The organism is Achromobacter sp. ES-001 (assembly GCF_019448355.1).
GTDB lineage: Bacteria > Pseudomonadota > Gammaproteobacteria > Burkholderiales > Burkholderiaceae_B > Achromobacter > Achromobacter spanius_B.
In genome coordinates this window covers 6,133,166-6,157,043 of sequence record NZ_CP079940.1, presented here as the reverse complement: position 1 = coordinate 6,157,043, position 23,878 = coordinate 6,133,166, and the positions used below count along the sequence as shown (strand labels likewise).

Annotated in this window: 22 protein-coding genes; 16 read left to right on the top strand and 6 right to left on the bottom strand. The window is 65.6% G+C overall.

Annotated features, from left to right (window positions below; all coding sequences use genetic code 11):
- The first annotated feature begins 18 nt into the window (after positions 1-18).
- From rsmB to KYT87_RS27845, 7 genes are all read left to right on the top strand, one after another.
- A complete protein-coding gene (gene rsmB / locus KYT87_RS27875) occupies positions 19-1,356 on the top strand; it encodes a 16S rRNA (cytosine(967)-C(5))-methyltransferase RsmB (protein WP_219991344.1) in 1,338 nt (445 codons plus the stop codon).
- An 18-nt stretch (positions 1,357-1,374) separates the two neighbouring features.
- Positions 1,375-1,986: a DUF4390 domain-containing protein gene (locus KYT87_RS27870; RefSeq protein ID WP_046803149.1), complete on the top strand. Its 612-nt coding sequence runs from the start codon at positions 1,375-1,377 to the stop codon at positions 1,984-1,986.
- A complete protein-coding gene (locus tag KYT87_RS27865; protein ID WP_219991343.1) occupies positions 1,983-4,304 on the top strand; it encodes an ATP-binding protein in 2,322 nt (773 codons plus the stop codon). Before KYT87_RS27870 ends, KYT87_RS27865 begins: the two co-directional genes overlap by 4 nt.
- Positions 4,305-4,316: 12 nt before the next feature.
- Positions 4,317-5,009, top strand: coding sequence for a response regulator (locus tag KYT87_RS27860; RefSeq protein ID WP_046803151.1), 693 nt, complete (start codon positions 4,317-4,319; stop codon positions 5,007-5,009).
- Positions 5,006-6,385: a Trk system potassium transporter TrkA gene (gene trkA / locus KYT87_RS27855; protein ID WP_046803152.1), complete on the top strand. Its 1,380-nt coding sequence runs from the start codon at positions 5,006-5,008 to the stop codon at positions 6,383-6,385. Before KYT87_RS27860 ends, trkA begins: the two co-directional genes overlap by 4 nt.
- A gap of 53 nt (positions 6,386-6,438) precedes the next feature.
- Complete coding sequence (locus tag KYT87_RS27850; RefSeq protein ID WP_046803153.1) at positions 6,439-7,908, top strand: TrkH family potassium uptake protein; 1,470 nt, start codon at positions 6,439-6,441, stop codon at positions 7,906-7,908.
- Positions 7,909-8,238: 330 nt separating this feature from the next.
- Positions 8,239-9,480 carry a YbdK family carboxylate-amine ligase gene (locus KYT87_RS27845; RefSeq protein WP_046803154.1) on the top strand — a complete coding sequence of 414 codons (1,242 nt, stop codon included), beginning with the start codon at positions 8,239-8,241 and terminating at the stop codon, positions 9,478-9,480.
- A gap of 61 nt (positions 9,481-9,541) precedes the next feature.
- On the opposite strand, the gene KYT87_RS27840 is transcribed toward KYT87_RS27845, so the two are convergent.
- Positions 9,542-10,477 carry a methyltransferase domain-containing protein gene (locus KYT87_RS27840; protein ID WP_219991342.1) on the bottom strand — a complete coding sequence of 312 codons (936 nt, stop codon included), beginning with the start codon at positions 10,475-10,477 and terminating at the stop codon, positions 9,542-9,544.
- 249 nt (positions 10,478-10,726) lie between these two features.
- On the opposite strand from KYT87_RS27840, the gene KYT87_RS27835 reads away from it, so the two are divergent.
- The gene (locus KYT87_RS27835) at positions 10,727-11,278 is read left to right on the top strand and encodes a ComF family protein (RefSeq protein WP_370512724.1); all 552 of its coding nucleotides are present in this window, start codon (positions 10,727-10,729) and stop codon (positions 11,276-11,278) included.
- A 96-nt stretch (positions 11,279-11,374) separates the two neighbouring features.
- Positions 11,375-11,845, top strand: a complete 471-nt coding sequence (locus KYT87_RS27830) for a tRNA (cytidine(34)-2'-O)-methyltransferase (RefSeq protein WP_046803156.1) — start codon at positions 11,375-11,377, stop codon at positions 11,843-11,845.
- Positions 11,846-11,897: 52 nt separating this feature from the next.
- On the opposite strand, the gene KYT87_RS27825 is transcribed toward KYT87_RS27830, so the two are convergent.
- From KYT87_RS27825 to KYT87_RS27805, 5 genes are read right to left on the bottom strand one after another with little or no spacing between them, the layout of a single operon-like run.
- Positions 11,898-12,890, bottom strand: coding sequence for a tripartite tricarboxylate transporter substrate binding protein (locus KYT87_RS27825; protein ID WP_046803157.1), 993 nt, complete (start codon positions 12,888-12,890; stop codon positions 11,898-11,900).
- Between the two features lie 48 nt (positions 12,891-12,938).
- Positions 12,939-14,045: an NAD(P)H-dependent glycerol-3-phosphate dehydrogenase gene (locus KYT87_RS27820; RefSeq protein WP_219991340.1), complete on the bottom strand. Its 1,107-nt coding sequence runs from the start codon at positions 14,043-14,045 to the stop codon at positions 12,939-12,941.
- 14 nt (positions 14,046-14,059) lie between these two features.
- A complete protein-coding gene (gene secB / locus KYT87_RS27815) occupies positions 14,060-14,608 on the bottom strand; it encodes a protein-export chaperone SecB (protein ID WP_219991339.1) in 549 nt (182 codons plus the stop codon).
- A gap of 39 nt (positions 14,609-14,647) precedes the next feature.
- The gene (grxC, locus tag KYT87_RS27810; protein WP_219991338.1) at positions 14,648-14,905 is read right to left on the bottom strand and encodes a glutaredoxin 3; all 258 of its coding nucleotides are present in this window, start codon (positions 14,903-14,905) and stop codon (positions 14,648-14,650) included.
- A gap of 46 nt (positions 14,906-14,951) precedes the next feature.
- Positions 14,952-15,374 (bottom strand): rhodanese-like domain-containing protein, encoded by a 423-nt coding sequence (locus tag KYT87_RS27805; protein WP_046803159.1) that lies wholly within the window; start codon positions 15,372-15,374, stop codon positions 14,952-14,954.
- A 184-nt stretch (positions 15,375-15,558) separates the two neighbouring features.
- On the opposite strand from KYT87_RS27805, the gene gpmA reads away from it, so the two are divergent.
- From gpmA to KYT87_RS27770, 7 genes are all read left to right on the top strand, one after another.
- A complete protein-coding gene (gene gpmA / locus KYT87_RS27800; RefSeq protein ID WP_046803160.1) occupies positions 15,559-16,311 on the top strand; it encodes a 2,3-diphosphoglycerate-dependent phosphoglycerate mutase in 753 nt (250 codons plus the stop codon).
- Positions 16,312-16,318: 7 nt separating this feature from the next.
- Positions 16,319-17,929, top strand: a complete 1,611-nt coding sequence (locus tag KYT87_RS27795; protein ID WP_104142687.1) for a murein hydrolase activator EnvC — start codon at positions 16,319-16,321, stop codon at positions 17,927-17,929.
- Positions 17,930-17,998: 69 nt separating this feature from the next.
- Positions 17,999-19,444 (top strand): S41 family peptidase, encoded by a 1,446-nt coding sequence (locus tag KYT87_RS27790; RefSeq protein ID WP_046803162.1) that lies wholly within the window; start codon positions 17,999-18,001, stop codon positions 19,442-19,444.
- The gene (locus tag KYT87_RS27785; protein WP_046803163.1) at positions 19,441-20,196 is read left to right on the top strand and encodes a molybdopterin-synthase adenylyltransferase MoeB; all 756 of its coding nucleotides are present in this window, start codon (positions 19,441-19,443) and stop codon (positions 20,194-20,196) included. Before KYT87_RS27790 ends, KYT87_RS27785 begins: the two co-directional genes overlap by 4 nt.
- Positions 20,197-20,334: 138 nt before the next feature.
- Complete coding sequence (locus KYT87_RS27780; RefSeq protein ID WP_219991337.1) at positions 20,335-21,534, top strand: diguanylate cyclase; 1,200 nt, start codon at positions 20,335-20,337, stop codon at positions 21,532-21,534.
- A gap of 126 nt (positions 21,535-21,660) precedes the next feature.
- Positions 21,661-22,380, top strand: a complete 720-nt coding sequence (locus KYT87_RS27775) for a FadR/GntR family transcriptional regulator (protein ID WP_120157178.1) — start codon at positions 21,661-21,663, stop codon at positions 22,378-22,380.
- On the top strand, positions 22,377-23,789 hold the full coding sequence (locus KYT87_RS27770) for an FAD-binding oxidoreductase (RefSeq protein ID WP_219991336.1): 1,413 nt from the start codon (positions 22,377-22,379) through the stop codon (positions 23,787-23,789). Before KYT87_RS27775 ends, KYT87_RS27770 begins: the two co-directional genes overlap by 4 nt.
- Positions 23,790-23,878 lie beyond the last annotated feature (89 nt).

Here is a 23,878-nt window from a genome sequence, read left to right as displayed (position 1 = left end):
ATTCTCAGAATTCCCACCATGTCCACGCGTTCCGACTCCCCCCATCTTGCCCCTCCGCTTTCCTCCGTACTTCTTTCCAGCGCGGGGGTGGTCGAGAGTGTGCTGGACGGCCGTTCCCTGACGGACGCGTTGACCGATGTCAGCGTTGCCTTGCGCCCGGCGACCCAGGCGGTATCTTTTCATGCGATGCGATACCTGGGCTGGGCCGATGCCGTGGGCCGTGAGTTGGTTCAGCGTTACCCCAGCGTGTTGTTCGAATCGCTGCTGCTGGTGTCGCTGACGCTGCTGAAAGAAGAGGGCGAGGCCGCCGCGCAGTTGCCGGGCATGCCGGTTTATGCGGCCCACACGGTCGTGGACCAGGCGGTGACGGCGGCGTCCAATACGCGCAGCCTTGCGTCGTTCAAGGGCATGCTCAACGCCTGCCTGCGCCGCTTCCTGCGCGAGCGGGTGGCGCTTGACGCTGCGGTGGCCGACAGCCCCGAGGCGCAGTGGAACCACCCGGGTTGGTGGGTCAAGCAATTGGGCATCGCGTATCCGCAGGATTGGCAGCGGATTCTGGAATCGGCCAATGTGCCGGCGCCGCTGACGCTGCGCGTGAACCGCCGCCGCGCCAGCCGCGAACAGGTCCTGGCGGCGTTTCAGGACGCGGGCCTGGAGGCGCAACCCGTCGGTCAGGCCGGCCTGGTGCTTGGCAGCCCCAAACCCGTGACACAGTTGCCCGGCTTTGCCGAGGGGTGGTGGTCGGTACAGGACGCGGGTGCGCAGTTGGCGGCCGAACTGCTGGCGCCCACTGACGGCATGCGCGTGCTGGACGCCTGCTCGGCGCCGGGCGGCAAGACCGCGCACCTGCTGGAACTGGCCGATATCGATCTGGTCGCGCTGGACGCCGACGGCGAACGGCTGGAACGCGTGGAACAAAACCTGGACCGCCTGGGGCTGGCCAGCAAGCGCGTGCGCCTGGAGGCGGCCGATGCGGCCGACCTGGACGCCTGGTGGGACGGCAAGCCTTTCGACGCCGTGCTGGCCGACGTGCCCTGCACGGCATCGGGCATCGTGCGCCGCCACCCCGACATCCGCTGGCTGCGTCGCGAAAACGACGTGCGGCGCACCGCCACCTTGCAGGCCAGGATCCTGGATTCCCTGTGGAAGACCGTGGCGCCCGGCGGCCGACTGCTCTATGTGACGTGCTCGGTTTTCCCGATCGAAGGGGCGCGCCAGGCGCTTGAATTCCTGCAACGCCACCCCGAGGCCCAACGGCTGGATGCGCCCGGCCAGTTGCTGCCAGTTGCGCTCGATGCAACACCGGTCGAGCAACATGACGGCTTTTTCTACGCCTTGTTTGCCAAGCAGTCCTGAATCACCAAGAATAGGGGCATGACGGTGTTGCGGTGTCGTATGTCCACTATTTCGCGTTTATTTCTAGGGTTGTTGCTGGTATCTACCTTGCTTTGTTCCGTGCCGGGCGGCGACGTTCATGCCGCCGAGCCCCGGGTGACGCGGGTAGAGCCCGCGGTACGCAATGGCAAGCTCGAGATCGATGCCGACATTGAATTCGAATTGAACCAGCAGTTGCGGGACGCCGCCCAGCGCGGCGTCCCCTTGTATTTCACGGCCGACCTGACCATGACGCAACAGCGCTGGTATTGGTTCGACAAGTCGCTGGTGGACACCTCACGCACGTGGCGGGTCGTCTATAACGCGCTGACGCGGCAGTGGCGCGCGGGCGTCGGCGAACTCTCGTTTCCGGTGGCCTCGCTGGACGACGCCATGAGCGTCATCCGCCATATCCGCAACTGGTCGGTGGCGGATGCCGCCGATTTTGACGCCGGCGTGCTGTACGGCGGGCAGCTGCGGCTGCGCCTGGACACCTCGCTCTTGCCCCGGCCGTTCCAGGTGAATGCACTAAATAGCAGTTCGTGGGCGCAAGGCACGCCCTGGACGGAGTTCTCGTTCATGCTGAGCGACCAGGAGAAAGATCCCTCATGAGGCTATTGCTTCGGCTGGCCCTGATGGTGGGGGCCGTAAGTGGCCTGGCGTTGCTGGGCCTGCTGGCGTGGTCCACGGGCAATGCGTCGCGCTTTGCGCGTTACTACGATACGTTGCTGGTGCTGAACGGCATTTTCGCGCTGGCGCTGTTTATCTGGGTGGTGGCGCTGACGGTGCGCTTGGCGCGTCAGATCCGGCGTCGGCAATTTGGCGCGCGGTTGACCGCGCGCTTTTCGTTGGCCTTCGCCTTGATTGGCGTCGTGCCGGGGGCGCTGATCTACACCGTGTCGGTGCAGTTCATGTCCCGCTCGATCGAATCCTGGTTCAACGTGCGGGTCGATACCGCCCTGGAAGCCGGCCTGAACCTGGGCCGCGCTGCCCTGGACTCGCTGCTGGCCGACCTGGACGCGCGCGCGCGCTCCATGGCCGTCGAACTGAATCGCAATACCGATAGCGGCGTGACGCTGGCGTTGACCCGTCTGCGCGAGGCCAACGGCGTGCAAGAGGCCATGGTCTTCACGGGCAGTGGCCGCATGGTGGCGTTTTCCACCAGCCAGTACGGCCAGTTGCTGCCGGCGATGCCGCCGTCCACCGTGATGAATCAGTTGCGCCTGTCGCGCGGCTATTCCGCGGCCGAAGCCGACGACCCCGTCACCCCGGGCGCCGAGGGCGGGCTGCATTTGCGGGTCGTGATCCCGCTGACCGGGCCCGACCGCTACGACAATCTGCTGGGTGCCACGTCCGAGCCGCGCTGGCTGCAACTCTTGCAACCCGTGCCGGAACAGATCGCGCATAACGCCAATCTGGTGCAGCAGGGCTTTCGGGATTATCAGGAACTGGCCCTGTCGCGGCTGGGGTTGCGCAAGCTGTATGGCATCACCCTGACGCTGGCGCTGCTGCTAGCCGCGTTTGGCGCTATTGCGGTGGCGCTGTCCCTATCCAAGCGCCTGGTGCGGCCGCTGCTGAGTCTGGCCGGCGGCACGCAGGCGGTGGGCGTGGGGGATTACCGGCCGCTACCTGAACCCCCGGAACGCGACGAAGTCGGCCAGCTGACACGCTCGTTCAATGCCATGACGCGCCAGCTGGACGAGGCGCGCCGCATGGTGGAAAGCAATCGTCAGCAGTTGGAACGGTCCAACGTCTATCTGGAAAGCGTGCTGTCGAACCTGTCGTCCGGGGTGCTGGTGTTTGATGAGTCGTTCCGCGTGACGACGGTCAACCAGGGCGCGCAGACGATTTTGGGCGTCGACCTGCGTTCGGTCATCGGCCGGCCGTTGGAAACCGTGGACGGCATGCTGGAATTTGCGAACATCGTGCGCCAGGCGTTCTCGACGCACGCGGCGGTTGGATCCGAGCGCCAGCACTGGCAGCAGCAGTTCGAGATCGGCCCGGCCCAGGCCGATGCGCCCACCGCGCCCCAGCCCCTGACGCTGCTGGCGCGCGGCACCCATCTGCGCGTGGACGGGCGCGGCAACGGCTATCTGGTGGTGTTCGACGACATTACCGAAGTGATTTCCGCCAACCGTACCGTGGCCTGGGGCGAAGTCGCGCGTCGCCTGGCCCACGAAATCAAGAACCCGCTGACGCCCATCCAGCTGTCCGCCGAACGGCTGGCCATGAAGCTGGAAGGCAAGCTGCAACCGGCCGAGGCGCAGATCGTGCAGCGGTCCACCAATACCATCGTCAACCAGGTGGCTTCGCTCAAGCAGATGGTGGACGACTTTCGCGAATACGCGCGCACGCCGCCGGCCGTCATGCAGCGCATCGACTTCAATGCGCTGGTGGCCGACGTGCTGTCGCTATACGGCTGGGAGCCGGACGGCGGCGTTTCCCGCGCGACGGGCAAGGCCTTGAATCTGGATGTGTCGCTGGCACCGGGCCTGCCCGAGATCGAGGGCGACCCGACCCAGCTGCGCCAGGTCATTCACAACCTGCTGTCCAACGCCCGCGACGCCATCGCCGAGTCGGGCGGCCAGGGGCGGGTCAGCGTGACGACGCAGTTGATGCGCAGCGAGCAGCCGGATCGGGCCGACCAACAGGCCCTGAGATTTACCGTTGCGGACACGGGGCCGGGCTTTCCGGCGCAGGTGATGCAGCGCGCGTTCGAGCCCTACGTAACCACAAAGTCCCACGGGACTGGGTTAGGATTGGCAATCGTGCGCAAGATCGTTGAAGAGCACGGCGGGCGTATCGACCTTGCTAACCGCAAGGAAGGGGGGGCGCGGATTTCCATCTTGTTGACCCGGTTGGCGATGACCACCGGGGCAGACACTATGGACGCGACCGCGCAAGAAAAGGATAATGCGGCTACGCAATAGGTGGGATGCTTTATGGCCAGAATTCTGGTGGTTGACGACGAAGTTGGTATACGCGAGCTTTTGTCGGAGATCCTTTACGACGAAGGACACACGGTCGAACTGGCCGAAAACGCAGCGCAAGCGCGCGCCGCTCGCCTTCGCATGCGTCCTGATCTGGTGTTGCTGGACATCTGGATGCCGGACACCGACGGCGTAAGTTTGCTGAAAGAGTGGGGCTCGCAAGGGCTGCTCGATATGCCGGTGATCATGATGAGCGGCCACGCCACCATCGACACGGCAGTGGAAGCGACGCGCATCGGCGCCATGGATTTCCTGGAAAAACCCATCACGCTGCAACGGCTGCTCAAGACCGTGGCGGCGGGTCTGGCTCGTGGGCGCGCCCCGCACCCGGCGCCCGTCGCCGTGCATCCGGCCGCGGTCAGCCCGGCCGTGGCGCTGGAAGACGAGCTTGACCCTCCCGTGTTGACGACGGCGCCGGCCAACGAAGTGCCCGTCACGTCCAACGGCCAGCTTGGCAGCATTTCGCTGGACCAGCCCCTGCGCGAAGCGCGGGACGAATTCGAACGCATCTATTTCGAATATCACCTGGTACGCGAAAGCCACAGCATGACGCGTGTGTCCGAGCGCACCGGCCTGGAACGCACCCACCTTTATCGCAAGCTCAAGCAATTGGGCATCGAGTCGGCGCGCAAGCGCAGCACATGAAAATCCTGATCATGGGCGCTGGTCGCGTAGGCACCAGCGTGGCCGAAAACCTGGTGTCCGAGCAAAACGACATCACCGTGGTGGATACCGATCCCACGCAGCTTCGGTATTTGCAGGAACATTTCGACTTGCGCGTCGTCCATGGCGACGGCTCGCAGGTGTCGGTGCTGGAAGCCGCCGGCGCGGCCGATACCGACCTGTTCATCGCCTGTGCGGCCTCCGACGCCGCCAACATGGTGGCGTGCAAGATCGCCCGCCAGCTGTTCAATATCCCCCGCCGCATCGCCCGTATTCGCTCCGCTGAGTTCCCGGAACACCCGGAACTCATGAGCGAAGAGGGCTTTTGCATTGACGCGCTGATCAGCCCCGAGCGCAGCGTCACCACCTACCTGCATAGCCTGATTGAATTCCCCGAAGCCCTGCAAGTCGTGGAATTTGCCGAAGGGCGGGTCAGCGTCGTGACCGTGCGCGTGGGGCATGGCAGCCCGATGGCGCATTCCCCCGTGGACAAGTTGCGCGACGTCTGGCCCGACGTGAAAGCGCGTGTCATTGACGTGCTGCGGGGCGGGCGGCCGCTGCGAGCGGGCAGCGGCACGGTGATCGCCCCGGGCGACGAAGTCGTGCTGGTGGTGGATTCGCGCGATGCGCGCCGCGCCGTGCGCCAGTTGCGTGATGCCGAACGCGCCGTGCGACGCGTCATGATCGCGGGCGGCGGCAACATCGGTTTGCGGCTGGCGCGCCAGCTGGCCGAAGAAAAATACAGCGTTCGCATCATTGAACGCGACCTGAAGCGTTGCGAATACCTGGCGACCCAGTTGCCCGACAGTGTGCTGGTCCTGCACGGCAGCGGCACCGACGAGGCCCTGCTGGAACGCGAAAACATCGAAGACATGGACACCTGGCTGGCGCTGACCAGCGACGACGAGGACAACATCATGTCGTCGCTGCTGGCCAAGCGCCTGGGCGCGCGCAAGGTGATCGCGCTGATCAACCGCCAGGCCTATGGCGAACTGATGCAGGGCAGCCATATCGACATCGCCGTATCCCCGTCGCAAGCCACGATGAGCGAACTGCTGCGCCACGTGCGGCGCGGAGACGTGGCCGCCGTACACCGGCTGCGCCAGGGGGTGGCCGAGGCCCTTGAGGCCATCGCGCACGGCGACCGGTCCACGTCCAAGGTAGTGGGGCGGCCGGTGGGTCAGATCAGCCTGCCCAAGGGCGCCAGCATCGGCGCGCTGGTTCGCGACGACGAAATCATCCTGCCCGACGCCGATACCGTCATTGAAACGGACGACCACGTGATCGTCTTCGTCCCGTCGCGCCGGCAGATGCCGCGCGTGGAAAAGCTGTTTCAAGTTTCGGCGTCCTTTTTCTGATGCACGCACTTTTCAAGCTCCGCCGTGGGCCGGGCGCCGCCGGGTAGGCTGTCATGAAACGCGTCCTGGGCACCCTGTACATATTGGGTCTGACCATGGTGATGTTCGCGCTCACCATGCTGATTCCATTGCTGATCGCCTATGTGGGCGGCGATGCCGCGCGCGATGCGTTCCTGCATGGCTTCCTGATTTCGATGGGCATCGGGGGGACGCTTGCCGCGTTGACCCGGCGCAGCCGCTGCGAACTGCGCGCCCGCGACGGCTTCGTGCTGGTGTCGGCCGTGTGGGCCGGCCTGCCGTTACTGGCCTCGATCCCGTTGATGCTCTACTTTCACCGCGCCGGCTTGCCGCTGTCGTTTACCGGCGCCTATTTCGAGGCCATGTCCGGCCTGACGACCACCGGCGCCACGGTGCTGACCCACCTGGACACCTTGCCGCCATCCATCAACCTGTGGCGGGCCACGCTGATCTGGATCGGCGGCATGGGCATCCTGGTGTTGGCCGTGGCGATTTTGCCGCTGTTGGGGGTGGGCGGCCATCAGGTCGTGCGGGCCGAAACCCCGGGGCCCATGAAAGACGAACGGCTGACACCGCGCATCGCCAGCACCGCCAAGGCGCTGTACGCGGTGTATTTCGTGTTTTCGATCCTGTGTTTCCTGGCGTACCGCGCGGTGGGGCTGTCCTGGTTCGAAGCCTGGTGCCACATGGCCACTACGATGGGCCTGGGCGGGTTCTCCACCTGGGACGACGGCTTTGCGCACTTTGACTCCGTGGCGGTCGAGATGGTGGCCATGGTCTTCATGTTGATCGCCGGCATCAACTTCGCCACGCACTTCAATGCCTTCCGGCAGCGCAGCGCAAACGCGTACCTGCAATGCCCGCAAGCCATTCCGTACCTGGCCGTCGTGCTGGGCGCTGGCCTGGTGATTTCGGTGTTCCTGTACATCAAGGGCGTCTACGCCGAGCCGCTGGAAGCGTTGCGCTACGGCATGTTCAACACCATTTCCATGGCCACCACCACCGGCTATGCCAACACGGATTTTGCCCAGTGGCCCCTGTTCGCGCCGCTGACCATGTTGCTGCTGTCGGGGTTTGCCACGTCGGCCGGGTCCACCGGGGGCGGCATCAAGATGATTCGCGCGATCCTGCTGGTCAAGCAGGCGCGCAACGAGCTGGTGACGATGCTGCACCCGCATGCCGTCAGCCCGGTGCGCATCAACGACCGGGCCGTCGAAACCCGCACTATGTCGTCCGTGCTGGCTTTCATGCTGTTTTACGGGCTGTCCATCGCCGTGTTCACCAGCCTGCTGTTGCTGTCGGGGCTGGACCCCATCACCGCGTTCTCGGCCATTTTTGCCAGCATCAACAATACGGGGCCCGGCCTGGGCCCGGTTGGCCCCATGGGCAGTTTTGCGGTGCTGTCTGATTTCCAGATCTGGGTATGCACCTTCGCCATGCTGATCGGGCGCCTGGAATTGCTGACGGTGCTGGTGCTGTTCACGCCCATCTTCTGGCGCAAATAAGGGTCGCCGGACTCCGTTTTTGATCAGGGATAACCCGCTTCAGGGTTATCCCACCCCATCTCGAAAACCGCATATTTCCTGCCGATGCGCGCCCGATCGGCCGGGGACCCGCGCCGTTCCTGAGTTGTAAGCGCTTGCTCACTTATCTTCAGAGGGAAAAACGAGGTGCGTCGCGATGTTGCACACAAATGTCACGATTTTCAATCGTTTTGCCACAAACCTGCGGCTATCATCCATTTCACAAGCTGCCGTCTAGTGCCCCCCGGGACGTCTCCGGGCTTCAAGGTCGAACGGCGCACCCCCTCATACAAACATTCAAAGGAGTCCGGAATGGAACCGATCCCGTTCATTTCGTCGGCCCCCAACACCCTGGGCATCGAACTAGAGTTGCAACTGATCGACCCCCGCAGTTTTGACCTGACCGCAGCCTCTGATGAGCTGCTGGCCCAAATGGCCAATCACCCCATTGCCGACCGCGTCAAACCCGAGATCACGCGGTCCATGATCGAACTGAATTCTTCGGTGCACGAGCACCCCATGGGCCTGTTGGCCGAAATGCGCGAAATGCGCGATGCGCTGGTCGAGGCGGCCGATGCGGTCGGTGTGTCCGTCGCCGGCGGCGGCGCCCACCCCTTCATGCGCTGGCAAGAGCGTTCCATTTCCGACACCCCGCGTTTCCAGTATTTGGCCGAAATGTACGGTTACCTGGCGCGTCAATTTACGGTGTTCGGCCAGCACATCCATCTGGGCGTTCAAAGCGGCGACGACTCCATCAAGTTGCTGCGCCGGCTGTCGCCCTACGTGCCGCACTTCATCGCATTGTCGGCCTCATCGCCTTACTGCGAGGGGGTGGACACGCTGTTCTCCTGCTCGCGCTTGAACGCCGTCAACAGCTTTCCGCTTGCCGGCCATATGCCGCCCGAGGTCAAGGACTGGTATCAGTTCGAGGCCCATCTGGCGCAGTTGCGCGCCTATGGCTTGGCCGAGAGCATCAAGGACCTGTATTGGGACATCCGCCCCAAGCCGGAATTCGGCACGGTTGAAATCCGCGTCTGCGATACGCCGTTGACCGTTGAGCGCGCTTGCCAGATCGCCGCGTTCGCGCAGGCCCTGGCCGTGCTGCTGATGCGCGAGGACGACCCTAGCGACAACGCCTGGCTGTCCTACCGCAGCAACCATTTCCAGGCTTGCCGCTTTGGCCTGCAAGGCAGCTACGTGACGCCGGACGGCCAGCGTCTGCGCCTGATGGATCACCTGCGTGCGCTGTTCCAACGCCTGATGCCGGTGGCGGAAGAGCTGGGCACGGGCGACATGATCGCCGCGCTGCGCGACGATGCCATGCGCAGCGGCAACGATGCGCGCTGGCTGCGTAGCCAGTTCCATCGCCTGCGCGACCTGCCTCTGATGGTGGACGCCATGACGCACGCCTGGCGCGGTGATGCGCCCGCTGCGGCGCCGGCTGAACCCACGGCGGTGCTGCGCCGTCGCATCCGGGCAAATTCCGAGCCGATGCAGCCCTTGTCCGCATCGGAACCGGGCGTCAGCGTGCCGTTGCCGGAACGCTTGCACTGATAGCGCAATGGCAGGAGGGCGACGCGCGCGGGTGCGTGCCGCCCCTGCCGGCCCCGTCGCTTCAGGGGTTGCCGCGTTGCCGGCCGCCAATGGCGCTGACCGAGAGCCGGGTTTCTCCGGCTACCGTGCGGTGCGCGGCGGCGCGCCAGGCGTGGCCGTAGGCCACTTCGATACTCAGCGTGATCAAGCCGTCCGCGTTGCGCTGCCGTTCCAGCGCGGCGCACAGGCGGTCGCGCCAGTCGCGGCCGACCAGTCCGCCGCGACGTCCCTCTGCCGGGTTGCCGCCCAGCGCGCGCACATCGGCCAGGAGTTTTTCGGGGCTGCGGTAGGTCAGCGTCAGGATTTCCTGGTCCATGACCGGGTCGGCAAAGCCGTTTTCCACCAGCAGGTCGCCAAAGTCATGCATGTCCACAAAGGAAGGCGTGGCGGTGGATAAGCCCGCGTCGGTCAGTGCTTGCCGCAACTCGCGCAAGGTGGCCGGCCCCAGGCAGGAAAACATCGCCAGCCCGCCCACCTTCAAGATGCGGCGCCACTCGGCCAGGACGGCGTGTGGCGCGCGGTGCCAGTGCATGGCCAGGTTCGACCACACCAGCTCCAGCGATTCCGGAGGCAAGCCCGTTTCGGCAAGATCGGCGTTGACGAACGCGGGGGCGGCCGGCCCGCGCCGCGCCAGCTTGCCGATCCAGGCGCCCAGGCCGGCCGGTGCATGGCGCTTTCTGGCCAATTCCAGCAGCGGTGCGCAGTTGTCCAGGCCGGTATAAGCCGTGTCGGGGTAGCGTTCGCGCAGCAGCGGCAGGTTGTCGCCCGCGCCGCAGCCTGCATCCAGCATCGCCTGAGGCTGTACCCGGATGTACTGCAAGCGCCCCAACATGCGGCGCGCCACTTCACCGTAAAGAAATTGCGCGTCGGACAAGTCGCCACGACGGGCGAATTGCTTGGGCACGTCGGTGCTGACGATAGGAAGAGAGGGTAGCGGTGCGGATTCTGGAAGAGACATTTCGGTCGCGCCCGCGTCTTGGCCACGGGGCGGAACATGATTACATAAGGGATGGCATCCATTATTGCGCATCCCGGCCGCCGCCTTCGATTGCCCCTACTGGCCTTGGGGCGGCGTCTCTGGTCCCGCGTGGGCTGCGACTGCCCGCTGTGCGGCACCCGTGTGGCGGGCGCGCGCCTGTGCAGCGGCTGTGCGGCCGATATCACCGCCCCGCCGCCGGGCGCCCGGCCGCGTTGTCCGCGCTGTGCATTGCGGCTGCCTGTTGCGGCGTCGGCATGTCCCGCTTGCCTGGGCGCGCCGCGCGCCTACGGGCGGACCGTTGCGGCCTTTGACTACACGCCGCCCGCCGATGCGCTGATCCGCATGCTGAAGACCCAGCTGCGGCTGAGCATGGCGCCGGTGCTTGCGTGTTTGCTGGCCGACGCTATCCGGCGCGACGGCGGTTTGCCGCAAGGCGTGTTGCTGGCGCCGGTGCCGGCCAGCCGCGCATCGTTACGCCTGCGCGGCATGAATCCCGCAGCCGAGATTGCGCGCAGCCTGGCCACGCAGCTGGATGTGCCGCTGGCGCGCCAGGCGCTACGGCGGCTGCGCGAGACACCCCGGCAGACGGGCTTGGGGCGCCGCGCCAGGCGTCGCGTGGTGGCAGGCCTGTTCGGCGCTACCCCGGTGGTGCGCGGCCGCCATGTGGCCTTGGTAGATGACGTGATGACCACAGGCAGCACCGTGCAAGCCGCCGCCACCGCCTTGATCGCGGCGGGCGCGGCCGGTGTGACGGTGCTGGTGGCCGCCCGCACGCCCTGATCACCGACGGCAGCTTGCCCCGCCCAAATCGGCGACAATTCCGCCACGCGGCCACTCTGGCGCCGCCAGCCGTCTTAGCCTCAGCTTCCTACCGCCATGTTCCACGTCATCCTCGTCTGCCCCGAGATTCCCCCCAACACCGGCAACGCCATCCGGCTGTGCGCCAATACGGGCGCCCAATTGCACCTGGTGCGCCCGCTGGGATTCGAACTGGATGACGCCCGCATGCGGCGCGCCGGGCTGGACTATCACGAGTGGCAGCCCGTGCGGGTGCACGACACCTTGCAGGATGCGCTGGATGACACCGGCGCGGACACGTCTTGCATCTACGCGCTGACCACGCACGCCCAGCGCAGCGTGGCCGACGTGGCGTTCAAGCCGGGCGATGTGTTTGTCTTCGGCCGCGAGACGGCCGGGCTGTCGGACGAACATCAGGCGATGTTCCCGCCGCAGCAGCGCCTGCGGCTGCCCATGCGTGCCGGCCAGCGCAGCTTGAACCTGTCCAACGCCGTCGCGGTGACGGTGTTCGAAGCCTGGCGTCAGCAGGGCTTCGAAGGCGGTTCATAAGCCGGCGGCGGCAGGCCCCGTAAGGTCGGGGCCGGGCCTGCCGGTCCAGGCTTCAATCCAGCGACAGCTTCAGCTTTTCAATCACCTGGTCCCAACGCGCTTTTTCGTTCTTGATGCGCAGGGTCAGCGCCTCGGGCGTGGACGGGGCCGGGGTGAAGTACTGCAGCGCCAACTGTTTGCGCACGGCGTCGCTGTTGATGACGCGCGCCAGTTCGCTGTTCAGCCGTTCGATGATGGGCGTGGGCGTGCCCGCCGGAACCAGCACCGCGTTCCACGAAATGGCTTCGAAGTCGGGATAGCCTTGCGAGGCCATCGTCGGCACGCCCGGCAGCGCTTCGCTGGGTTGCAGGCTGGTCACCGCCAACAGCTTGACCTTGCCGTCGCGCGCCTGCGGCACCGCGATGGCGGGCACCATGAAGCCGGCCTGCACGTCGCCCCCGATGATGGCGGTAATGACCTGCGGGAACCCGGAATAGGGGATGTGCGCCAGGTCCACGCCCGCGCTTTCCTTGAACATCTCCATGGCCAGATGCGCCGAACTTCCCGGCCCCACCGACCCGTAGTTCAGCGAATTGCCGCGTCCCTTGACCAGCTTGACGAAGTCCTGGACGTTATCGACCTTCAGGCTGCCCGGCACGACCAGCACGTTGGGGCTGGTGCCCACCAGGCTGACTGGCGCCAGGTCCTTGACCGGGTCGTAGCCCAGCGTTTTCTTGTACAGCGTGGGGGCGGTGACCAGCGGGCCGTTGATCGTGTAGAGCAGCGTGTAGCCGTCAGGCTTGGCCTGCGAAACCACGCGCGTGCCGATGTTGCCGCCGGCGCCCGGCTTGTTGTCGATCACGATGGGCTGGCCCAGCGCCTGCGACAGCGGCTCGGAAATCGTCCGCGCCAGGATGTCCGGGGACGAGCCCGGCGGAAACGGCACCACCATGTGGATGGGGTGATCCGGCCAGTCGGCGTGGGCGGCGGCCGGCAACACGGCGGCCAGGCTGAGGCACAGGCCGCGCAGAAGCGGGCCGACCCGGAATTGTCGGGTTTGCGTCATGAAGGATGTCTCCTCGGGATGGGCAGGTTTTTTGTTGTCAGGAAGAAATCAAAGATGGCCGCCCAGGGACTCGTCCAGCGGGCCGCTGGCGTGCGCGCTGACGTTCGCAATTTCGTCAGCGCTTTCATCGCGCGGGTCGCGCGCCAGCAAGGCCGACACGGCGGTCATGGGGGCGACGCCGTCAAACAACACGGCGCAGACGGCTTCGGTGATGGGCAGTTCGACATTGATGGCGCGGGCGCGGTCACGCGCGGCGCGGGCGCAACGCACGCCTTCTGCCGTGATGCCGCTGGCCAGGATGTCGGCCAGCTTGCGTCCGGCGCCGATTTCCAGGCCCACGCGGCGGTTGCGGGATAGTTCGCCGGTGGCGGTCAGGACCAGGTCGCCTAGGCCGGTCAGCCCGGCAAACGTTTCGCCGCGCGCACCCAGCGCGACGCCAAAGCGCGTCATTTCCGCCAGGCCGCGTGTGATCAGCGCGGCGCGTGCGTTGGTGCCCAGCGCCAGGCCGTCGCCGATGCCGCAGGCCACCGCGATCACGTTCTTCAGGGCGCCGCCGACTTCCACGCCGACCAGGTCCGAGCTGGCGTAGACGCGCAGCGCCGCGCCGTGCAAGGCGGCGGTGGTGGCATCGCGCAAGGCGGTATGGGTGCTGGCCACGGTCAGCGCCACGGGCAGGCCCTGGGCCACTTCGCGCGCAAACGAGGGGCCGGACAAGGCGCCGCCGATTGCGCCGGGCAGGGCCTCGCGCACGATCTCGTGGGGCAGCCTGGCCGTGTCGGCTTCAAAGCCCTTGCACGTCCAGACGATAGGGGTGTCTTGCAGGCCCAGCACCGGCAGGCGGCGGGCCAGTTCACGACAGGTCGCGGCCAGGCCGGCCACGGGCACGCCCAGCACGATCAGCGCACGCGCGTCGTCCGCTTGCAGGCTGCGCAGCGTGGCGTCCAGATCGGACGAAAAATTCAGGGATGGGGGCAGGGTGATGCCCGGCAGGTAGCGCGCATTTTCGTGCGAGGCGGCCATGTCGGCGGCCTGCGCGGCGTCGCGCGCCCAAAGGACGGTGGGGTGGCGGCGGCTGGCGGCCGCCGCCAGCGCGGTGCCCCAACTTCCCGCACCCAGGACGGCAACGCGCAAGCGCGGCAGAGCGGGATGGTTCATCGGGGCGGACGCGCTTACTGGCGGGTGGCGCTGGCGGGCAGGATGATGCCCGAATCGCTGCCATTGCCATTGCCGTTGCCGTTGGCGGCGCCTTGCTGCTGCTGTTGCAACTCGGCCAGGCGCTGTTCGTACAGCGCTTGGAAGTTCACTTCGGTCAGGTGCAGCGGCGGCATCGAGGTGCGCGTGATCGCGTCGGCGATGTTGGCGCGCAGGTACGGGTACAGCATCGTCGGGCAAACAATGCCCAGCAGCGGATCCAGCTGTTCTTCGGGGATGTTGGCCGCTTCGAAGATGCCGGCTTGCGTGCCTTCGACCAGGTACACGACCTTGTCGTTGATGCGGGTGGTGACGGTGACGGTGACCGTGGTTTCGAACACGGTGTCGGCCAGACGCTGGCCGCCCACGGTGATGCTGACTTCAACCTGGGGCGCTTCTTGCTCCAGGAAGACGTGAGGCGCGTTCGGCATTTCCAGCGAAAGGTCTTTCAGGTAGACGCGTTGCAGGTTGAACGAGGGCGCGTCGTTGCCGCCTTCTTGCTGGGTGTTTTGGTCTTGATCAGCCATGAGTGATTCCGTTGGTGGAGGGGGCAAAAGTAGAGGCGATTAGCCGTTCAGCAGGGGGGCAAGGCCACCCGAGCGGTCCAGGGCCATCAGGTCGTCGCAACCGCCGACATGAGTATCGCCGATGAAGATTTGCGGCACGGTGCGTCGGCCGGTACGTTCGATCATGACATCGCGCTGTGACGGATCGCGGTCGATCTGGACGATTTCCAGATCGGTCACGCCACGCTGCTCGAGCAGGGCCTTCGCGCGTGAGCAATAGGGACAGTAGTCCTTGCTGTACATGACGACTTTATTCATAGGCGCTCCTCGATAGATTCAAGATTGATGATGGGACAGCCCCGGTTCAGCCCTTTTGGGTGACCGGCAGGCTGGCGGCCGACCAGGCGCGCATGCCGCCATCGAGCGGCACCGCGTCGGCAAAGCCTTGTGCGCGCAGCTTGGCGGCCACGCGGGCCGAATCGCGGCCATTGTCACAAACCACGACCAGCGGCTTGTTCTTGGGCAGCGAGGCGGCTTTCTGTTCGATGTCGGCTGCCGGCACATTTCGTGCCTGGGCGATGTGGCCGGCCTGGAATTGTTCGACGGGACGCACGTCCACCCAGACGGCGTTGCGCTGGTTCACCATCTGGATGGCCTCGCCAGTGCTGACGGCCGAGCCGCTGCGGCCCTTGCGCAGGGCGGGAATCGCCAGCATCACGCCGGAGATCACGGCGACGCCGACGATGAAGACGTTGTTTTTATCGAGCAAGAATTGCAAAAGATCCACGGGTCATCCTGAAGTGCGGCAGCTAGCCGGATATGGGCGAACCCTCGGCCAACCCGCGGACGCCGCGCCAGGGAATTGGACGAGTGCGCCGGGGCAAAATCAAGGGCAAAATCACTCAATTATAAAATGAGCGCATTCTTTAACCATCCTTTAACTTTAACCCGCGCGGAAAGCGTGCCAAACCATGCATAAACTTGTTCTGATGCGCCACGGCGAAAGCCAGTGGAATCTGGAAAACCGCTTCACCGGCTGGACCGACGTCGACCTGACCGAAACCGGCCGCGAACAGGCTCGCCGAGCCGGCGAACTGCTCAAGAAAGAAGGCTACACGTTCGACCTGGCGTACTCGTCGGTGCTCAAGCGCGCCATCCGCACCTTGTGGATCGCGCTGGACGCCATGGACGCGATGTACACCCCGGTGGGCGTGAACTGGCGCCTGAACGAACGCCACTACGGCGCGCTGCAAGGCCTGAACAAGGCTGAAACCGCCGCCAAGTACGGCGACGAACAGGTCCTGATCTGGCGCCGCGCGTACGCCATCGCCCCGGAACCGTTGTCGCTGGACGACGAACGCCACCCGCGTTTTGACAGCCGCTACGCCAAGATCCCGGCCGATCAGCTGCCCGCCACCGAGTGCCTGAAAGACACCGTGAACCGGGTGCTGCCGTTCTGGAACGATTCCATCGCCCCGGCCATCCGCGCCGGTCGCAACGTGCTGATCGCCGCCCACGGCAACAGCCTGCGCGCGCTGATCAAGCATCTGGACAACGTGTCCGATGACGACATCGTCAACCTGAACATCCCCACTGGCCAGCCGCTGGTCTACGAATTGGATGATGACCTGCGCCCGATCCGCCACTATTATCTGGGCGATGCCGCCGAGATCGAGGCGGCCATGGCTGCGGTTGCCGCTCAAGGCAAGGCTAAGAAGGACTGATATCTCTATGCGTCGCACGGCAGGGTTGTTGTTGGCGGTCATGTTGACCGGTGGGGCGCTATCGGCTCGTGCCGCGCCCAACGACCTTGCCGGCCGCCAGTCTGACGCCGAGCGTCAGCAGGCGGCGCTGCGCGACCGTATCGAGAATCTGCAAAAAGAGATCGACGGGCGCGAAGCCGCCCGCAAGGAAGCCGCCGACGCGCTCAAGCAGTCGGAATCGGCCATCTCGAAGATCAATCTGCGCCTGCGCGAACTGGCCGATGCCGGGCGCCAGGCGCAGACGGACCTGACCAGCCTCGAAAAGCAGATCGGCGTGCAGGAAACGGTGCTGGCCAAGCGTCGTACCGAACTGGCCGATCAGCTTCGCACCCAATACACCAGCGGGCTATCGCCCTGGACAGCGCTGCTGTCCGGCGACGATCCCCAGGTGCTGGGCCGCAATCTGGGCTACCTGGACTACGTGTCGCAGGCGCGAGCCAATGCCGTCAAGGCACTGCGGGCCGACATCGACCGTCTGGCCGCGCTGCAAACGCGCGCCGACGCCCGCCGTGCCGAGATTGAAAAAGTCGTGGCCGAAACCTCCGAGCAGAAGGCTGCATTGGTCGGGCAGCAGAAAGAACGCGCCACGCTGTTGGCGCAACTGGAAGGGCAGATCGCCGCCCAGCGCGCCGAAGCCAACAAGCTGGGGCGTGATGACCAGCGCCTGTCGCGCCTGATCACCGATCTGGACGCGGCGATTGCCAAGCAGATCGAAGAAGCCCGCAAGGCCGAAGAGGCGCGCAAGAAAGCCGAAGAGGCCCGCCGCATTGAAGAGGCGCGCCGCGCCGCTGAAGAATCCCGCAAACGCGCCGAAGCCGAGCGCCGCGCCGACGAGGCCCGCAAGAAAGCCGAGGCCGATAGCAAGCGGGCTGCCGAAATCGCCGCCCGCCGCGATCGCGATAGCCGCGACGCCCGCGACGCCGCCCAGGCGCGCGAGCAGGTCGAAGCGGCGTCGCGCCAAAGCCGTGGCCCGGTCGCCGTCGCCGATCCGGATGCCGCCGGATTACGTCCTGCTGAACAAAAACACACGCGCCTGACCGATCCGGCCCAGGCGCCGACCCAAGCGCCGGCCCAGGCGCCCGCCAAATCGGAAGATCCTCCAAAAAAGGCGGAACCCGCCGAGGCCGAGACCACTCCAACCCGCAGCGCATCGGCGCAGCAGACCCGTGCTGCCCCGCCCGTGGGCGGCGGCAACGGCCTGAAGCATGGCCTGGCCATGCCGGTGCGTGGCCAGGTGCAGGGCCGCTTCGGGGTCGACCGCCCCGACGGCGGCGTCTGGCGCGGCGTGGTGCTGCGCGCGCCCGAGGGCACGCCCGTCAAAGTCGTGGCCCCCGGCACGGTGGTCTACGCCGAATGGCTGCGTGGTTTTGGCAACCTCATCATCGTGGATCATGGGCAGCAATACCTGACGGTCTATGCTTACAACCAAAGTCTGCTCAAACGGGTGGGGGATTCGGTGACAGGTGGCGATACTATTGCTACGGTAGGGGCAACCGGCGGCCAAGTGGAATCCGGCCTATACTTTGAAATTCGCCATCGTGGCGCTCCTGTGGACCCGGCCCAGTGGCTGGCCCAATAGGTTGGTAGGTACAAGTCGTTGGTAAATTACCAAACCCCCATCGGCGAAAACAAAATTCGGGAAGTGTGCATGGGCACTCGCAAGTTTCGCGGTTTCGGTCTGATTGCCATCGGTGCGGTGGCTGGCGTATTGCTTAGCGTAGGGGTGACGGCAGTCGCCCAGCGCGGCAGCCCTTTGCCCTTGGACGAGCTCAGGCAACTGAGCAATGTTTTCGCGGCCATCAAGAACAACTATGTCGAAGCGGTCGACGACAAAACCCTGATCGACAACGCGATCTCGGGCATGGTCTCGAACCTTGACCCGCATTCGGCCTATCTGGATGCCGACGCGTTCCGTGAAATGCAGACGGCGACCCAGGGCGAGTTCGGCGGCCTGGGTATCGAAGTCGGCGCGGAAGACGGCTTCGTCAAGGTCATCTCGCCCATCGAAGATACGCCCGCCGCGCGCGCCGGCGTCATGGCCGGTGACCTCATCATCAAGATCGATGACACGCCCACCAAGGGCATGACCCTGAACGATGCGGTCAAGCTCATGCGTGGCGCGCCCAAGTCGCCCATCACGCTGACCATCATGCGCGCCGACCGTCCTCAGCCCATCGTGCTGAAGATCGTTCGCGACGTCATCAAGGTTCGCAGCGTGCGCAGCAAGATGCTGGATAACGGCATCGGCTACGTCCGCGTTGCCCAATTCCAGGAAAAGACCGGCTCCGACCTGGCCAAGCAACTGAAGGACCTGGGCGCGAAAGAAGCACCCAAGGGCCTGGTGCTGGACCTGCGCAACGATCCGGGCGGCTTGTTGACCAGCGCCATCGGCGTGTCGGGCGCGTTCCTGCCGCCGGATGCCCTGGTGGTGTCCACCGATGGCCGTACGCCTGACGCCCGCCACAAGTATCTGGCCACGCCGTCGGAATACGCTCGTGGTGAAAGCAACTACCTGTCCGGCTTGCCGGCCTGGACCAAGACGGTTCCGATGGTGGTGCTGGTCAACGTCGGTTCGGCTTCGGCTTCCGAAATCGTGGCCGGTGCGCTGCAAGATCACAAGCGCGCCAAGGTGCTGGGCAACCGCACGTTCGGCAAGGGCTCGGTGCAGGTGATCCTGCCGCTGTCCGAATCCACCGCCGTCAAGTTGACGACCTCGCGCTACTTCACGCCCAGCGGTCGTTCGATCCAGGCCACGGGTATCGAACCGGACTTCGTTGTTGCCGACACGGCCGACGGCGACCTGTTCCGCCTGCCGCGCGAAGCCGACCTGCAACGCCACCTGTCCAACCCCGAGACCGCCAACGAGGTGAAGTCCAACTCGGCGCAAGACAACGTGGACGTGCCGACCAAGGTGTTCGAATTTGGCGGCAAGGACGACTTCCAACTGCAACAAGCGCTGAATGTGCTGGCCGGCAAGCCGGTACAGAAGGGTTCGGCGCGCGCCCAGGCCAAGGCGGATGCCAAGGCCGGTGGCGGCACTCCCACGCGCATGAAGATCACGCCGACCGGAGTCGAGCCCAGCAAGGACAAATGAACGACGAGCAACTGCTGCGCTACGCCCGCCACATCCTGCTCGACGAGCTGGGTATCGAAGGGCAGGAAAAACTGCTAGCGGCGCGTGTGCTCATCGTAGGGGCGGGTGGACTCGGTTCACCCGCCGCGCTCTACCTGGCAACTGCCGGTGTAGGCGACATCACCCTTGCTGACGACGACACTGTCGAGCTCAGCAATCTGCAACGCCAGATTCTCCACACCACCTCCAGCGTCGGCCGTCACAAGGCCGAGTCGGGGCGCGACATGCTGGCCGCCTTCAACCCGCAGGCGCGAGTCCATGCCCGCGTGGAACGCTTGCAAGGCGATGCGCTGTCCGATGCCGTTGCCGCGGCGGACCTGGTGCTGGACTGCACCGACAACTTCACCACCCGCCACGCCATCAACCGCGCCTGCGTGCAGCATCGCAAGCCGCTGGTGTCGGGCGCCGCCATCCGCTTTGACGGGCAGGTCAGCGTGTACGACCTGCGCGACGACAACGCGCCGTGCTACCACTGCCTGTTCCCGGAAGCCGACGACGTCGAGGAAGCCAACTGCGCCACCATGGGCGTGTTTGCCCCGGTGGTGGGCATTATCGGCAGCATGCAGGCGGCCGAAGCCCTGAAGCTGCTGTCCGGCGTAGGCGAAAGCCTGTCGGGCCGGCTGCTTTGGCTGGATGTGCGCACCATGCAATGGCGCAGCGTCAACGTACAGCGGGACCCGGAATGCGCCGTTTGCGGCCATCGGGGGCGCTGAAACGGGCTTTTTCGCAACGCGAATCCCAGGGTCCGGCGGGCCCTTATTGCCCTTGCGGACAATATTAAAGGCCTGAAATACCTGCTATAACGCCAGCCAGCCTACCGAAATCAAAGGCGGCAATGTGGACGTGACGGCGTGGAAACAGGACTGAAGTTCAGCTTGCCCAAGTGGCGCCTGACGCGCTGGCTTACCCATTCCGGGCCGGATACGCCCGCGGACATCCGTGCCGCGCTGATCGCCAGCCTGTTTGGCACGCTGCCCATCTTTGCTGGCGGCGTCATCAACACCTTGATGATTTCGGGCGTGGTGACCTGGCGGCGGCCCGAACCGCTATACATATCCTGGCTGCTGCTGGAAGTGGTGCTGGCCATCGTGCGCGTCACGATCCTGCGCGCGGCCTTGCGCGCCGCGCCCAAGGGCGGCAACACCCATACCGACCTCTACATTCTGTTGGCGCTGCTGTGGGCGTTCAGCGTGGGGTACGGCGTCTTCATCACCTTCATCAATGGCGACTGGCTGGCCGCAACGCTGGCGGGCATATCCTGCGGCGCGATGGCGGGCGGCATCTGCTTTCGCAACTATGGCGCGCCTCGGCTGGTGGCCGCCATGATCTTCCTGAGCCTGGGCCCCATGTGCCTGGGCGCCTTGTTTACGGGCGAAATCGTTACGGCCATCGTCTTTATCCAGATTCCGTTCTACCTGGTCAGCATGACCATCGCGTCACATCGGCTGAACCGTATCCTGGTCTCCACCATGCTGGCCGAACGCGCCAGCGAACGCCGCGCCAATGAAGACGCGCTGACCGGGCTGGCCAACCGCACCGGCCTGCAAGTGGCCCTGGAGCGCGTTTGCGCCAGTGCGCGCGGGCACGACAGCGACGCGGCGCTGCTCTATATGGACATGGACGATTTCAAGCGCATCAACGACACCTACGGGCATGCGGCGGGTGACCTGGTGTTGACCACGATCGCCCGGCGCATGCGAGCCATGCTGCGGGTGGACGACGTGGCGGCCCGTATCGGCGGGGATGAATTCATCGTGCTGGTCACGGGTATCGACGCCACGGCGGCGCTGCGGCTGGGCGAGCATCTGCTGCTGGACGCCTTGCAGCCCATCGCGTTGGCGGACGGTACGCGGGTGATTGTGGGGATGTCGATCGGCATCTCGATCATCTCGGCCGGCAACCGCAACCCGCAGGCGGCGCTGGATTCGGCCGATGCCGCGCTGTACCGCGCCAAGGCCAGGGGCGGCCGCTGCTGCGAAGTCGACGGCGGGGCGGCCCGGGCGGACGAAGCCACTGTGGCCGGCGGCGACAGCGCGACGGCGGCGGCCTGAGAGCAGGTAAGAGCCTCAGCAGCGCCGGCAGTACCGGCAGTACCGGCAGTACCGACATCGCGCGCCCCTATCCATTCCTGGACTGAAAGTTATCAGATAACCTGAAAAGTTGTCTATAATCCGCCGATGCTCACCAAAAGCCTCACCCTGACTGAACAAGTCGCCCAGCAGATCGCCACGGACATCGCCGACGGCGTGCATCCGGTTGGCGCCAAGCTGCCGCCTGGCCGTGTGCTGGCGGACCAATACGGCGTCAGTGCCGCCGTCATCCGCGAAGTTACCGAACGGCTGCGCGCTCAGGGCCTGATTCAAAGCCGCCAAGGGTCGGGCAGCACCGTGGTGTCGCGCACCGGCGGGCAGGGGTTTCAGGTATCCAGCGGCATCGCGGTCAACCGCGAGCAGTTGGCCAACGTCTATGAATTGCGCATGGAACTGGAAGGGGGCGCGGCAGCGCTGGCAGCCATGCGGCGCAACGCCGCCGACCTGACCGCCATGGCGCAGGCGCTGGCCTCGCTTGAAGCGCATCTTGAGCACCCCGAGCAGGGCGTTGAACACGACATCTCTTTTCACGTTGCCATTGCCGCCGCCACGCACAACCGCAGCTATCAGGACCTGTTGCAGTACCTGAACCGACAGCTGCGCCTGGCCGTCAGCACCGCGCGGTCCAACAGCCGCTTGCACGACGGTTTGACCGCTGCCGTGCACCAGGAACACGTCGCCGTATTCGAAGCCATCCGCGCGCGCAACCCCGACCGTGCCCGGCAAGCCGCCGTCCGTCATTTGCAGCAGGCGGCCACCCGCCTGCAACTCGATCAACTTTTTCCCGCAGCCACGCCGACATCATGACCGCATCCGACTTTCCGCAACGCCTGGTCCAAGCCCTGGGCCCCGACACCGTGTTCACTGCCGAAGCGGACATCGCGCCCTGGTTGTCCGATTGGCGCGGCCTGTACAACGGCCACGCCCAAGCCGTCGTGCGCCCGCGCAACACGGCTGAAGTGGCCGCCTGCCTGGCCCTGTGCCAGCAGGAAGGCGTGCCGGTTGTGCCGCGTGGCGGCAATACCGGCCTGTGCGGGGGCGCCACGCCTGACGGCAGCGCCAGGAACGTCGTGTTAAGCCTGGACCGCATGAACGCCTTGCGTTCCATCGACACCGTCGCAAACACCCTGGTGGCCGAGGCGGGCGCCATCCTGGGCAACCTGCGCCGCGCCGCGCAAGACGCCGGCCGCCTGTTGCCGCTAAGCCTGGCGGCGGAAGATTCCAGCCAGATCGGCGGCAACGTCGCCACCAATGCCGGTGGCGTGAACGTGGTGCGCTACGGCATGGCGCGCGAGCTGGTGCTGGGCCTGGAAGCCGTGCTGCCCACCGGCGAAATCTTCAATGGCCTGCGCACACTGCGCAAGGACAACACGGGCTACGACCTGAAGCAGCTGCTGATCGGGTCCGAAGGCACGCTGGGCGTGATCACGGCGGTGGCCTTGCGGCTGTTCCCGCGTACCGACGTGCGTTCCGTGGTGCTGACGGCGGTCGAGTCGCCCGCGCAGGCGCTGCAACTGTTCGAGATTCTGTTCGAGCAGTGCGGCGCGCGCTTGCAGGCGTTCGAATATTTCTCTGGCGACTGCCTGGACCTGGTGCTGACGCATGCCGAAGGCGTGCAAGAGCCGTTTGATCAGCGCTACCCGGCCTACGTGCTGATCGAGCTTGCCGACACCGCCGACGAAGCCGGGCTGACGGCCTTGCTGGAAAACGTGATCGGCACGGCGCTGGAACGCGGCTTGTGCCTGGATGCCGCCGTGTCGGCATCGATGGCGCAATTGCAGACCCTGTGGAAGCTGCGCGAAGAAATCTCCGAAGCGCAGCGTGCCGATGGTCCGCACTTGAAGCACGACGTGTCGCTGCCCATCGAACGCATTCCCGAATTCATGGTGTCCGCCGAGGCCCGCGTGCGCGCGCTATTCCCGGATATTCGCCCGTTCATCTTCGGCCACTTCGGCGACGGCAACCTGCACTACAACCTGTCCCGCCCCGCCGGCGCGGCGCGTGACTGGGTGGCCGTGAATGGCGCCGCGATTACCGACGCGGTGCTGGACGAGGTCAACCGCTACGGCGGCAGCATCTCGGCCGAACACGGCATCGGCCAACTCAAGCGCGACCACTTCCTGCACAGCAAAGACCCGGTCGAGCTGCGCCTGATGCGCGAGATCAAAAAAGTCATGGATCCGGCCGGGATCATGAACCCGGGCAAATTGCTGTAAGGCAAACCGCCATTGCATTGATCCCGCCGGCTTTCGCGCGCGCGGCCTGCTCCCACATCAGGTAGCAGGCCGCGCCGCAGTCAGCACCA